The organism is Nostoc sp. (genome assembly GCF_036919555.1).
Taxonomy (GTDB): Bacteria; Cyanobacteriota; Cyanobacteriia; order Cyanobacteriales; family Nostocaceae; genus Nostoc.
Genome location: NZ_JBALCS010000022.1, coordinates 57,153 through 71,190 on the forward strand (window position 1 = coordinate 57,153; position 14,038 = coordinate 71,190).

A 14,038-nucleotide genomic window follows, 5' to 3' on the forward strand; every position below is an offset into this window, starting at 1 on the left:
TAAATCAGAACTATATCAACTCATGACCTATGAGTATGGAGCAGAAGATGCAATGATAATACAGATAGATGAATAAAAGCTTGAACTTGAAAAAGAGATATATCGAAAATATAACTTATAATTACAGGTAATCTGAAATAACCGAGATATTTATTCTGTTATTATTGATTCTGACTCCTGAATTCAGAATAGCTGAATTATTCTTCAATCTGTTGTTTAGAACTTTGACGATTCCATAACGATTTTTTTAGCTTATGGCAAAAAACTGATCCAATAAAATCATCCTCCTCAAAATCACATTAGTTGTTATTGATGATAGGCTGAAACTTAAGGCGATCGCTTTTTGTTGATGAAGGAGAAAGAGCTACGCCTACCTATGTTATAATTAGATAGTTAATTTTCCCAGCGATTAGCTATGACAACAGAAATATTAAAATCTGTTGAACCTACCCTTTACGACGAAGATTATTATTTATGGGTAGAAACAACACTTAAACAATTAGAAAACAAAGATATTGAAAATCTGGATTGGCAACATTTATCAGAAGAAATTGAAGCTTTGGGAATTGAACAAAGACGAAAAGTAGAAAGTTACTTAAAACAATTGTTAATTCATCTTTTAGTTTATCGTTATTGGGAAACTGAAAAAGAGAATTGTCAACGAGGCTGGCAAATAGAAATAACTAATTTCCGTGATGAGCTAGAATTTTATTTTCGTTCCAATACACTTTATAACTATTCTCTTAGCTGCTTGGATGCAGTTTATATTAAAGCCAGAAGGCAAGCAATTCAAAAAACAGGTTTATCCCCTGAGATTTTTCCAGAACAATGCCCTTTTACTCCTGAAGATATTTTTAATAGTGAGTACTTCCCACAATAAAAGTGATTTTATATCGCATTTTTTTAGAGGTAATTTTTCAGAGCGATCGCGTGTCTCTCGTGAATGAGTGTAGGGGTAAAGCGTCGTATGATCAATGCGCTTTAACCCTACGTTTTGGGTGTAGGATGGAGCGATCGCTTTGGAAAGTAGAATCAAGGGCGGTCAATTTAGATGAAGCAAACTACTTGACAAAGTGCGTAGGCGTAGACATCGCTTTTCCATGAAGATGTGAGCCGATCGTTTTGGATAATAGAATCCTCTAGGATATCAGCACTGTTGAAATAGCTCCTTAAAGCTTTTTGAGGCTGCTTCCGGTTTGGCAACAATCTCGACAATTTTATTGCGTGCATCTGTTTCAAACAGTGCCTCAACAGCAACTTGGGCAACTTTTTGCCTGGGTATGCTACCGTCAAACAGTGTATCAGCACTTTGCATTATGATCGCGTCGAGGTTATCTTCATTCTTCAACCCACCAGGCCGCAGAATCGTATAGGTAAGACCACTTTTCTGGATATACTCTTCAGCTTGTTTTTTCCACAGCAAAATCAGCCAAAACAAGTTTAGTGGATGGAATAACTGCGAAGTACACAAAGAAGAAACTAAGACAAAATGCTCAATTCCCTTTGCCTTGGCAGCATTTACTAAATTTTTAGTTCCTTCAAAATCTACTTTATAGGGGCCAGTGGGGTCAAAGCTCGGTTTTGCTCCAGTCGCAACTAACAAAACTGTGCTATCTCCCAACGCAGCAGTCAGACTTTCTGGTTGTAACACGTCGCCTACTACCAATTCGGCTTCAGGAGACAGAATACCCCTAGCTTTCTCTATATCCCGCACCAAGGCTCGGACGGGAATATTCCGCGCTATCAATTCTTGCACAATCCGGCGACCTGTTTCACCCGTTGCCCCTGCTACAAATGCTTTCATGAGAAATGTTATCCTGGGAAACTATTATGTGCTTGTTCAGTTCTTGATTTTAGTAATTCTATGGAGTTGATGGCAGATTAATGAGGTTTCGGTGAAAATGGGATACTAGTACGAAATGACCCAAGCATCTGGGGAACTATTAATATAGACCGACACAAAATTATACAGTAACGCATTTATGCTTTCAAGAAAAAGCGAATATAAATCCTGGGAAATAACAGAAGCAGTTTTACCTGTAGCGTCCAACCAAGAAGAAGCCGAGGACGTATTAAGACAAGCAAATGTAGCGACGCTCACAACATTTTCCGGTCGTTATGAAGATTTTATGGAAATGCCTGCCCCAATAGAGAAGGTTGCTGACTATCTTAATGCTCACGCCTCATGGTTTTCTCATTGCGCTGAACCCATGAAAGTGCAATCACTTGGGGAAAATGGCTACGCTTTAGTAATTGGTCGTTTTGGTGCTTTTGGTTATGAAGTAGAACCGAAAATTGGTTTGGAATTGTTGCCCCCAGAGGAAGGTATTTACCGTATCCGTACAATCCCCATTCCTGACTACTATCCGCCTGGTTATGACGTCGATTATCGAGCATCTCTACAGTTAATAGAAACCGATGCTTCCACTCGCATTGGCGAGGTTACGAGAGTTGAATGGGAATTGGATTTAAGGGTTTATTTGCACTTTCCCAGGTTTATTCAGCGATTACCCCAGTCTATAATTCAATCTACAGGCGATCGCTTACTTAACCAAATTGTCCGCCAAGTCTCCCGCCGCTTAACTCGCAAAGTTCAGGAAGATTTTCAGAAATCTTTGGAAATACCCTTTGGTGTCAATTCCAAGCAAAAGCGGTGAGTCAAGAGTCCTTTGTCAGTTGCTATTAGTTTATGACAACTGACAAAGGACTACTTATTTATGCACCAGTGAGAATTCTTTGAACAATTTGCACGCCGGTGACAGCCTGCCAAGCAAAAAGTCCCAAAAGCGTGAAATTTAGCAAAATGTGAGTTGCACGCGCCCAATTTGCCCCTTTCTGCATATAAGGGGACAAAGCAGCAGAAAATGCTATTAGACTCGTCATGCCCAGTCCTGCTAACAGGTGAGTGCCGACAAATAACTTACCATGATTAATGTAGGTGACAGCCATAGCTCCGATCGCACCTGCTACCATCAAAGCTAGGAGTATAGACCCCATTTGGTAGTGTCTGACGTTATATCTACCTTTAATCAGTTCTTTCTTTTCTTCTCCCTGAGCATTTCTGGTATGCTGTACTTGCAGTCCCAAATAGGCAGCATAAATTGAGAGTGCTAATAGCGCCCACATGAGCACCGGATGGATGAAGTTCAGCCAATATTTCACCGACGCAGAAAGTTCCAGACTCATCGTGTTCTCGCCTAATTATTAAATCTTCATAAAAATTAGCATAACTCTATTTTCTGTGCTTAAAGTTGCACAAATTAAAACAGGCCCAGGGATGGGGAGAGAAAACAAGAGTGAAGCCTCCCTTACTTTAATTTGCATCCAGTCAAGAGATAGAATGCTTGCCAAGACTGTATTTCTTAATTTTGAATTTTGAATGAGTGAATTTTGAATTGCATAACCCTCTTGCCAAAGTGGATAAACAATCTCAGACTAAATTTTGAGGGTAGACGAACAAAACCCCTGTGTGGGATCTGATCCATGACTGAAAACAACGATACTTTGCTGCTAAAAGCTGCTAAAAGTGGCGATATCAAGGGGCTGTGTCCGCTACTGGCTGCTGGTGCCTTGGTGGATGCGTGCGATCGCCAAGGCACGACGGCGTTAATGTTTGCTGCCAATTTAGGCTACACCGAAATTGTGCGATCGCTTCTGGATGCTGGGGCAGATATTAACTTGCCCCGAAAACTCTATGGTTTGACGGCTTTGATGTTGGCTGTTAGTGCCAAACAGCTTGACATTGTGCAGCTTTTATTATCCAGAGGTGCTGATGTCAATGCCACTAATGAAGATGGCAGCACAGCTTTAATGGCAGCAGTACTCAAAGGTTATATTGATGTAGTGCGAGTCTTATTGGCTGCTGATGCCCAAGTTAATATCGCAGATAAAGATGATGATACTGCGTTGAAACTCGCCGTTAAGCAGGGAAAAATAGAAGTTCTACAAGCAATTCTCCAAACTGATGTCGATGTGAATATCCAAGATCAAGAGGGTGAGACACTCTTAACATTAGCGGCAGACTTGGGACATCTGGAAGTTGTGGAAGCATTGCTAGCAGCAGGGGCTGATGTGAATCTGAAAAACGCTGATGGTGGAACTGCATTATCGGCAGCAGCTGCTGCTGGGCACAGTGCGATCGCAGCAGCTTTAGTAGATCGAGGTGCCGAGATTAATTTCCAAGACCAAGATGGTGAAACTGCCTTACATCTTGCCGTTGTGGAAGGCTACATTGATGTGGTGCAAGTGTTACTTAACAGGGGTGCAGATGTCCAAATTAGGAACCATCTGGGTGATACGCCACTGCTTGTAGCAGCGTTGCAGGGACACAGCCAAATTGTCGAGGCATTGCTGCATTCTGGGGGAGATATTCATCAGAAAAATCTTGGTGAAGTACCTTTGACATTGGCTGCATTACAAGGACACACCCAAACAGTGAAAGTGTTGCTAGACTATGGTGCTGATGCCAATACTCCGGGGGATGATGGCAAAACTGCTTTGATCAAGGCAACCGAACGCAAGCACACAGAGATTATACATTTGCTGCTGGCAAAGGGGGCAGATGTGAATTTTCAAGACTCCGCCAGGGCGACATCATTGATGTGGGCTGCCTCAGCAGGTTATGACGAAATTGTGCAGTTATTACTCGAAGCTGGGGCAAATGTGAATTTGAAAAACCAGGGTGGTTATACTGCTTTGATGATTGCAGAATTTAATGGTTATAAGAATGTCGTCCAAAGTCTCCAAAAAGCTGGGGCGCAAGAATAGCTAATAGCCATCTGAATTCTTCATCTAAAATATTTTCAGAAATGTCTTGACAAATCATTAAATGAGGGTTAATAACTTTTAAAACAACCAAATCTAGACATAAGAAACAAAGAAAGCAAAACTCCGTCGTAGCTGTTGTGAACTTGCTACGGCGGAGAAAGGAAAAATTAAAACGCCGAAACGGAGCAGGCCAAATGCTTGCGTTACAAGGATAGAAAGAAAGCAAAAATGAAGAAGTAAATTTACCTTTTATTTTTTACCTTGTACCTTTTACCTTTTACCTAGTCTCCCTCTCGGCGTTTCCTACTGTGCTAGATGTGCAAAATATATAGTTTTTACTTGATGAGAAAAGTATTCTAAGGATCATTTTTTATGTATCATCCTAAAGGCTAAATACAAACAAGTCACCAAAAAAGGTTGATCTGCGACCATTTAGGCGATCGCTACGGAAAGTCAAAGAAAAAATAAATCAAAAATTTAATCACTCTGCTGAATCCCCTGTCACCATGAGTTTAAGCGTTGACTCATGACTTGATCAAGCAAAAATATCTAATGACTATAAAATTTGCAGAACAACTAGTGTCATATCATCAGTGTTTTGCTTATCAGCACCGATGAATTGCTGAACTTGGTCAAAGAGGTAATCCACAATTTCCTCTGGCCCATTGCAGTACTTACAAGCCGTATTGAAGCCAGCGACAAAATTATCTTCATCGAAGCGATCGCCACCTGCGGCAGCAGCATCGGTCAAGCCATCTGTATAGTAAATAATTGTATCCCCAGGCTCTAACTGTACCTGTGCATCTTCATATTGGCTGTTAGCATCCAAACCGATTAACATTCCTAGAGTATCTAAACGGCTGACGGTTTTCGTGGCTGCGTGCCACCACAAAGGAGGATTGTGTGCCGCATTACTATAAGACAAAATTCGGCTGTAGGGATTATATTCTGAGTAAAATAGCGTTACAAAGCGATGGGAATTTTCCAAATCCGCATACATAACTCTATTTAAGTTTTGTAAAATTCCGGCTGGGGAATTACCATGTAGCACTTCTCCCCGTAGCATTCCCCGCATCATCGTCATAATTAGCCCAGCAGGGACACCTTTGCCCATGACATCTCCAATAACCAAACCCCAGCGACTAGTTTCCGTGTCGCCTTTAGTCTTGGGCTGAATCTTATTGTGATTGGTAGCAATAAAGTCGTAGTAGTCTCCGCCAACGCGATTGGCAGGTTTACAACGTGCCGCCAGGACTACACCAGGGATTATGGGGCATTGACGTGGTAGAAGTCGCCGTTGAATTTCTGCGCCAATTTCTAGTTCTTGATCTAGGCGTTCTTTTTTTCTTAGTTCTACAGCTAGTTCATCGTTTTCGATCGCTACTGCTGTTTGGTCTGCCACTAACCTAACTAACTTTTGCCTAGTTTCTGTCCAACTATATTCTGGATCGCGGCTCAAGACATAGAGCCATCCCCGTTCTGTATGCTTCACCAAAATCGCCGTACCAAAGATTTGCACATCTGGCCCCAAATAGCGATGCATCTGGTCATCTAAAATCCCCGTGGCATTGGCTACAGGGGTAGTATTGGGCATAATGATTTGACTGCTGGCTATTTCTAGCGCTTTGCGGATATTCTTTCGCTGGCGACTATCTTGCCAATGTAACTGCTCTAACCTAACTTGACCATGTTTGTAGAGAAACAGGGCGCTGCCGTCTGCATCTGTCACTCTTGTTGCCATCAGCGGGATCAGTTCCAAAAACTGATTCAAATTATTGAAACTTCTCAGGGCAAATCCTAAAGAACTTAGCAAATCTTGAATTTTGTTCTGTTCCCGGTGCAACCTTGCCACGAGTTCTTTGAGTGCCACGACTGGTGTAACATCCGTCGCGGCACTACTATTGTTTTCAGTGGGTTGAGAGGGCAGTTGAGACACAGGCACAGGTACTATTGCACTTTATATTGGCAGATTTTAGATTACTTATAAATCTTTTGGCTTTGGCATTGCTAAACCATATTTAGACAATACTTGTGATTTTAGCAAGAGTATAAAGACGTAACAGGCAAATTTTATAAGTATTTTATTTGCTTATTCTATTTCTGATGGAATATTAGTAATTTCAAATCATGTATTTTTAGTCCAAATCCAACCCGTAAAAATTACTAGTTTCGGTGATAGTTAAGAAAACTTTTCATTTTTTCATAACTTAATTCCCAAAGCATATCTCTAAAGTTATAAAAATACTCTATTCAAAGAATAATTCCTAACGCTTTCAGAGTGACTGTTTGGGTAGAGGCAACTAGGAGACTAGAAGTATTTTGAGTGAAAACCTCTAGAAGCGCTAAAATCCAGCTTGGTTTGGGAAAAAACAGACTTGCACTCATTCCCAAACCTGAGAATATGTAAATAAGTCTTCAAATACTTAATTTGTATACCATAATTGTCGGGATAATGGTCAAGATTAAGCTTTTCCATTTTGAATTTCTCGTTTTACAAATTTTGAGTTGCTGAAGATGCAAAACTTAAACCCATTGAAACGAGAAAAAAGTAAGGTCAGCCGATCTTTTGAGTCAGTGGTAACAGACTTAAACCATTAGCCTGTAATTGATTTTAGGAAAGAGTCATTTGGCAAGTGTAAGATATGAATAGAAAAGGTGACACTAAATCTCGAAAAAATATCCTCCAAGAATTTTAAGTCATAAGCCAGAAAGAGTGTTGTCGTTTAACCATCAGAGTTCAAACCTCTCGATTTAGTTTTGCCATTTGCTTTGTAACGATATTTGGAATCTTCTCTACCAGACCCTAACACCTTGGCCTAGCCTCTCGTAGAGAAGACAATCTGGAATATGGGTTTCCATCCAGTTACTGGATGGGTAAAATTTCAGAAGTACAAAGAATTGAACATTCTTGTATTGTTCAACTGTGAGGAGAGACATCTCGTGCAGTATAAATAAAGCGAGAGTGTTTTATCCGACGGGATACTTGGAGTCACTGATAAGCCTACACTGTACTGTTTGCAGTCAGTGTAGGAGTATGTCAAAAAGTCACCCGTTTATTGGGACAAACTCATGGTTTTAGGACTTGAGATGTTTCCAGTATTTTGTTTCTAGTTAGTTCAAGTGATAATACCAGATTCAGTCATCCGTAAATTGATCACCTTGTCAAGAAAAATTTTTAACTCCAAATTTTTCAACTAGCCACTCAAGAGAGCCTCGACAAACTCATAGCTGGAAAAGGGGCGCAGGTCTTCAATTCCTTCGCCAGCACCAATAAAGCGAATGGGTAAACCTAGCTGCTGCACAACAGCAAGGGCAACGCCGCCTTTGGCGGTGCCATCCAGCTTGGTTAAGACAACGCCACTCAGTTGGGCAGCTTGAGAGAAAACTTCAGCTTGTCGCAGTCCATTTTGACCTAAAGTGGCATCTAGAACTAAAAGAGATTCTATTTTGGCATTTGGGGCTTTTTTGTCGATAATTCGCCGGATTTTACCGAGCTCGTCCATTAAATTTTTCTTGTTTTGCAGTCGCCCAGCTGTATCTATCAGAAGTAATTCGGTTTGACGCGCTTGGGCGGCTGCGATCGCATCAAATACAACTGCTGCCGGATCTGTATTCTTTCCTGGATTGGCAATTACTTCCACACCACTTCTGCTACCCCAAACCTTTACCTGTTCCACGGCGGCGGCACGGAAGGTATCTGCTGCCCCAATCAAGCATTTATAGCCAGATTTTTGTCCCAAGTGGGCAATTTTGCCGATGGTGGTGGTTTTACCGGCACCATTCACCCCGGTGATTAACCAAATGTTTAAGGTTTCTTTTTCTGGGGTAAAGGTAGTTTGGTGGGATGTTTTGCTCGGCGCATCCAGCATATCCCGGAGGATTTTTTTCAGGTAAGCGATCGCTTCTTCAGGTGCAGTAACTTCTTCTCGAAGTTTTGTCTGTAGAGCATTAATAATAAAGTCTGTCGCCTCGACACCCACATCAGCTTGCAGGAGCAATGCCTCAATTTCCGTCACAGCAGCTTGGTTAAGCGGCCCTTGACCAACAATCGCCTTCAGTTGGTTGAGAATACTCCGGCGAGTTTTGTCTAACCCTTGCCGGAGCTTTTTCAGCCAGGTAATTTCTTCAATAGAAACGTCTTCTGGACTTCTACCTTGAGCTGCGAGAACTCTTGCCGACCAGACAAACCCATCATCAAATACCAGTCCGGGAATTTCCTCTCCTGTCTCTGAGGTTGTAGCTACTGGCTGTACTACCTCCGCTTCTGGGACTTCAATGGCGGTGGCTACTAGTTGTTCCAGCTTGGCTTGCCGTTCTGCCGCCGCTCGTTCTAAGAAAGATAGTGCTGTTGGCTGTGCTGCCTCTGGCGTAGCTAGTGGTTCGGTGAGTGTTGGTTCAGCTTCACTTGTCGTTAGTTCTGGGCTTTTGATATCTGCCTGATCAGCAATTGCTGCCACTGAGGAATCTTCTGTAATTTCTTCCTCAGTAGCAGCTTGGATAACTTCTGGCTGTACAGTTTCTACGGTTGTACTAACAGGTTTCTCAGTTGCTTCTGGTTCGGTGATTTGGGCAATTGCCGTTTCTGGAGTTTCAGGTTGTGCTGATGGTGCTGAGGTATCTGCTGAATCAGGGGGGGTTTCTACTACCTCGGCTTGTTGTTTTTGCTGAATATTTTTGTAAGCAGCTTTAGCAAACGCCAACAAGTCTGCCGTTGCGTCTGGTGAAGTTTCAGCAGTTGGCGTTGATGTTTCGGTTGGCTCTGTTTGGGGTTCTTGTGCAGGAGGAGTTTCTTCCTGCTTCTGATCAGAGGAATCGTTATATTGACGACGGAACCAATTAAAAACCATTGCAGCAGTATTGGTTATATGAGTTATGAGTTATAAGTTATCGAAAAATTGGGTCTAAAACCCCGTCCTTATAGGACGGCTTTTGGTATAATACTACAGTACCGCAGGGCTTGCGGGAAGCTCAAAACCAAAGCCTGTGGAGCGAACGTAAGACCAGAAAACCCTTCGGGAGGTGGAGGCAGTTGCTATGAAGCAGGAACCCAAATAGTAATGTTTGGGAATCACCGTGGCTTTAGTCCGGTGAGGATGTCAAGAGTTTAATTTAACTTGGGGCATGGGGCATTGGGCATTGGGCTATTCTCCTTGTCCCCTTGTCTTCTTCATCCTCGTCACTTTGGGAAGTAAGTATAAAAGGCTATGCTGTTTTCTTCTGGTCACTGACTCGGCGCAAAACACCGTTAATAAACCGATGACCATCGTCTCCACTGTAGCGTTTGGCTAGTTCCACAGCTTCGTTGATGGCGATACTGTCTGGAACTCCTAAGAACTTCATTTCTGCCACAGCGATTTGCAGGATATCGCGGTCAATTTGGGCGAGGCGATTTACTTGCCAATCTACTAAGGCACTAGAAAGGAGTTCATCTATAATGTGTCGATTTTCGTTGACGGTAATCACAAGCTCTTTTGCGTAATTACGGACTCCCTTATCCTGATTAGCTAACTGAATCAGTACTGGGAAATCAACTGCCGTGCCCAACTGATTGATTGCTGTCTGGGTGCAGGCGATCGCTTCTTGCAGCATTGTTCTAGCAGTATCGAGGTCGGAAGCCCGAGTTTGGCTACTTAAGAGGCGATCGTTACTGCGTTGCAGTTCACCTGCGGCATTATCGAGGGTATCTTGCACTTCTGAAGTTAGGGTGCGTACCGCTCCTAGCACCAACTTGGATACTAGTTGATCGTCTTCCAATTTATCTAATTTCTTTGGGTTGACTGGTAATTGGCTAAGGCTTAAAAGCGCCAATTCACGAGCAATTTGCTGGGGTTTACGAGGTTGCATAAAACTGAGGAGTGATTGTGCGAGAACTGATTAACTAGGCAAGACAAACTTATTAGTCTATCAACTTTGGCACAGTTAAACAACAACATTACGCATTTGCTTGTGACTATGCCAGATTGATTTTAAGTTTCTTCAACGGGAATAACCTGCTGCTTGATTTCGTCGTGGTTCACTTCCAGTGTGGACTCTTTGGCGAAAACCAAGGGCGTATTGGGGGCGACAATCCCACCTGATACAACTATTTTAAAGGCGTCTTCGATGGACATGGAGAGGTTCACCACCTCGTCTTCAGGAACAACTGCGTACCATCCGGTAGTGGGATTTGGGGTGGTGGGGATAAAAACACTTAGCACGGGACGAGACATCTGGGCTTGGATATCACTGCTGATTGCACCAGTGACAAAGGCGATCGCCCAAATTCCTCGGCGGGGATACTCTACCAAAATTACCCGGCGAAACTTGCCATTAGAATCTTTTAGAATTGTTTCTAAAAGCTGTTTGAGGGTTTTGTATACCTGTCCCGCTAAAGGAATGGCGTGTAATAATCGCTCACCAAAATCTAACAACCAGCGCCCAGCAATATTGCGAGCCATCAAGCCCATTAATAGTATACTTAGTAGTGGTACAGCCAATCCCACTACTAAATTCAGTATATTTACTAGAATGGGGTTTAACCCATCAAAGGGATTCAGTTGTTTGGGAATTTGGGTGAGGAAGTTGATTACCCAAGTAGCAATGGTAATTGTCAGCCAGATAGTGGTTGCTAGGGGAATTACTACCAACAAACCAGCAATCAGGTCGTTTTTTAAGTCCTGTTTTAGGCGATCGATTACCAAGCCACGATTCTCCTGTTTTAAGCTAGAGGAACTTTTGTTATTGGTATGCATACCAGCAGATTCGTCAAATTCCGAAGACTTTAACTTTGGCAGCTTCTGCTGCAAGTAACTGTCCAAAAGGCTAGGAAGTTGGCTGCTGTCGCAAAAACACGTACTTGTTACTGTAAATCAGCTATTTTCCTACAAGCATACACATAGATATCAACCAATCCGATGGCGACTAGTTATTCTCAGAGGATGTTACTTTTTTTTAAGACTTGTAAATGATTATTGCAAGTCTCTTAAGTATTACTAATCTACCGCGCTCAATCAAAAGCTGCTGATGATTGTGAAAGCACGACCGGGTAAACTGAAGAATTATTTTATCTGGTCAGTTGAGCCGGAGCAGCTTTTATGAAAATGTTTCGTTAAAAATATTAATTTATTATAGTGGTTATCGTTTATGTTGAACACGCGGTAGTTGCACACATCTGTCATTGGTGTCAACTTAAGCCCAAACCCCTTTAAAACCTCGTTTCCAGCCTCTGGCTATTGGTGACAACTTCAGGTTATAAACTATTTGTCAATAGGCACTATTGCTTAAAATATTGTCCAATCTTGCGATCGCGTACCCGCCTGATCGCTGCTTGTTGATTTTACTGCGTAATCCTTCTAGTCTCCAGTCCCCTTTACGCCACATCAGCCTGTGTAGTTTTAGAATCCGCGCACTGAAATTATTTTATACTCCCCTGTGCCAGAATTACTGTTGCATCTAAATTAGGTTTTGGTAGATACTTCATTTCCCAAACTTTGAGCAAAATCAGATATTCGTAGAATGCCTGCAATGTACACCAAGCAAGTCCAGCGCGTCCATCTAGACAGCCGCCTAAGATAAAATACATATATATAAACCGTAGCAACGGTCTGGCGGGTAAACGCAAAGACAAATCTTTCAAGGCGCGGCGTTTTTCGACTTCCGATTTGCCAAAGAATAAATCTCCCCAGTTAACCTTTCCCTGTTCTAGCTGATACAGCGTTTCTTGAGCTTCATCTGTAGAATAACGGTTGTGCTTTTCAATCCAGCGACTCAAGCCTTTACTACAAGTGTAGTGTGGGTATGTTTCTTTTAAAAAGCTAGTTGCACCCTCACAAACTTCCCGCTCAGTATGACCGTAGTCTGTAAACCACACTTTACCGTGGCGGAAGAGTCGCATTTGGTAACGGGGATACTGTGTGCTGTAGCGAATCCAACGATTCATGAACATGACACGTTCAGCTACGTAGTAACCGATGTAGTCTGGATTCTGACTTGCCTTTTCGCATTCCGCGAACAGTTCTGGTGTCATGCGCTCGTCAGCTTCGAGAATGTAAAGCCATTCGTGCTGCGGGGGGATAGACTCTAACATCCAGGTGCGTTGGCGTCCGTGGCTTTCAAAAGCGTGTTGGACGACGCGGATGGGATAGCGACTAGCGATTTCCACAGTGCGATCGCTACTGCATGAATCCACAACAATGATGTCATCCGCTAGCATCGCCGATTCGATACAAGCGGCAATATCTAGTTCTTCGTTATATGTCAGTATGTAAATTGAGAACATTAGCCAAGTTTTATAGTGATTTTACTCAGTGATAATTGCCTTTTTATTGTTATTGGCCGCATGGCAGTATCAGCCGTCAACAATTATTGGATACGTCCTACTGCCATGCCAATAGTGGATTAGCGTGCGGTAGCTCTAGGTTTACCACCTTGTACAGCACCTCTACCTCTTAAGCCTGTCCAGCCAATGATAATGTAACCAATGGACAACAGCAAACTGCTAATCCCAATCCGCAGTCCAGACTTCCAAGCAGTATCTTTAGCTTGTTGCTGTGCTTCGTCTCTGCGCTGGCGAAGTTGGCTCAGTTGTTGAGTTTGCAGCGTCTGAACATCTGTTTGTTGTTCGATAGCCTTGTCAAGTACTTGGGGATCTTTTTTAGCCTTCTTGAGTAACTCTTTGATATTTGCGGGAATTTGAGAGCTTTCAAGTGCTTGCTTATATTTTTGGTCATCTTTGAGGATTTCACTAAACTGAGCTTTGGTTTGGTTTCGCAGCTGCTCTAGTTGAGCTTTTCCTTGCTCAGTAGTCAGTTGTGCTTGCAATTGCGTTAACCGAGTGTTCAGTTGATTTTCTGCCTGATCTGCTTCTTGGGTGATGCGGTTGACTGCTTGAGTCTTAGCTTGATTGACGTTATTCAGGTGCAGGGGAAAAATCAGCAAGAACATCAACCCTAAAATACTTGAGAGGATCACGGCGGGAAATCTTAAATCGATACCTTGGGGGCGATCGCTTCCGGCATCAGCGTTTTCAATCCAATAGGCAGCAAACAGAAGCCCCAAACCGACTAAAGGAACAATTCCCCGATCAACTAGCGCTGTTGCCAAGTTGATTTGCCATACCCGATCAGTAGGTTGAAAGGGTAACAATAGAATCAAAAAGTCAACGAAAAAGGACAAAATGCAGATTATTCCAACTACCTTAACTGTGAGGGCAGTACTCACGGAAGTAAAACGGTTAACCATAGTTTTTGAAACTGGCGGTGAATACGAGTGATTTTCATATTTCAAGCTACTT

11 protein-coding genes are annotated in these 14,038 nt (G+C 42.5%); 3 read left to right on the plus strand and 8 right to left on the minus strand.

Annotated features, from left to right (window positions below; genetic code table 11):
• Positions 1-415: 415 nt before the first annotated feature.
• On the plus strand, positions 416-880 hold the full coding sequence (locus V7K36_RS07950) for a DUF29 domain-containing protein (protein ID WP_335114651.1): 465 nt from the start codon (positions 416-418) through the stop codon (positions 878-880).
• Between the two features lie 267 nt (positions 881-1,147).
• Here the strand turns inward: V7K36_RS07950 and V7K36_RS07955 are convergent, their stop codons facing one another.
• Positions 1,148-1,804, minus strand: a complete 657-nt coding sequence (locus tag V7K36_RS07955) for an NAD(P)H-binding protein (protein ID WP_335114653.1) — start codon at positions 1,802-1,804, stop codon at positions 1,148-1,150.
• A 178-nt stretch (positions 1,805-1,982) separates the two neighbouring features.
• Between V7K36_RS07955 and V7K36_RS07960 the strand changes: the two genes are divergently transcribed.
• Positions 1,983-2,657 (plus strand): DUF1997 domain-containing protein, encoded by a 675-nt coding sequence (locus tag V7K36_RS07960; protein ID WP_334825368.1) that lies wholly within the window; start codon positions 1,983-1,985, stop codon positions 2,655-2,657.
• A 58-nt stretch (positions 2,658-2,715) separates the two neighbouring features.
• Here the strand turns inward: V7K36_RS07960 and V7K36_RS07965 are convergent, their stop codons facing one another.
• A complete protein-coding gene (locus V7K36_RS07965) occupies positions 2,716-3,186 on the minus strand; it encodes a DUF4079 domain-containing protein (protein WP_334825366.1) in 471 nt (156 codons plus the stop codon).
• Positions 3,187-3,483: 297 nt separating this feature from the next.
• On the opposite strand from V7K36_RS07965, the gene V7K36_RS07970 reads away from it, so the two are divergent.
• Entirely contained in the window at positions 3,484-4,767 is a 1,284-nt protein-coding gene (locus V7K36_RS07970; protein WP_335114655.1) for an ankyrin repeat domain-containing protein, read from the plus strand.
• A gap of 556 nt (positions 4,768-5,323) precedes the next feature.
• Here V7K36_RS07970 and V7K36_RS07975 read toward each other — a convergent pair.
• From V7K36_RS07975 to hpsJ-B, 6 genes are all read right to left on the minus strand, one after another.
• On the minus strand, positions 5,324-6,709 hold the full coding sequence (locus tag V7K36_RS07975) for a PP2C family protein-serine/threonine phosphatase (RefSeq protein WP_334942387.1): 1,386 nt from the start codon (positions 6,707-6,709) through the stop codon (positions 5,324-5,326).
• Positions 6,710-7,961: 1,252 nt separating this feature from the next.
• Positions 7,962-9,614 (minus strand): signal recognition particle-docking protein FtsY, encoded by a 1,653-nt coding sequence (ftsY, locus tag V7K36_RS07980; protein WP_335114657.1) that lies wholly within the window; start codon positions 9,612-9,614, stop codon positions 7,962-7,964.
• A 355-nt stretch (positions 9,615-9,969) separates the two neighbouring features.
• Positions 9,970-10,611 (minus strand): transcription antitermination factor NusB, encoded by a 642-nt coding sequence (gene nusB, locus V7K36_RS07985; RefSeq protein WP_334825357.1) that lies wholly within the window; start codon positions 10,609-10,611, stop codon positions 9,970-9,972.
• Between the two features lie 122 nt (positions 10,612-10,733).
• Positions 10,734-11,498 (minus strand): DUF502 domain-containing protein, encoded by a 765-nt coding sequence (locus tag V7K36_RS07990; protein WP_335114739.1) that lies wholly within the window; start codon positions 11,496-11,498, stop codon positions 10,734-10,736.
• Positions 11,499-12,160: 662 nt separating this feature from the next.
• Positions 12,161-13,024: a glycosyltransferase family 2 protein gene (locus tag V7K36_RS07995; protein WP_335114659.1), complete on the minus strand. Its 864-nt coding sequence runs from the start codon at positions 13,022-13,024 to the stop codon at positions 12,161-12,163.
• A 119-nt stretch (positions 13,025-13,143) separates the two neighbouring features.
• A complete protein-coding gene (gene hpsJ-B / locus V7K36_RS08000) occupies positions 13,144-13,986 on the minus strand; it encodes a hormogonium polysaccharide biosynthesis protein HpsJ (RefSeq protein ID WP_334942390.1) in 843 nt (280 codons plus the stop codon).
• Positions 13,987-14,038 lie beyond the last annotated feature (52 nt).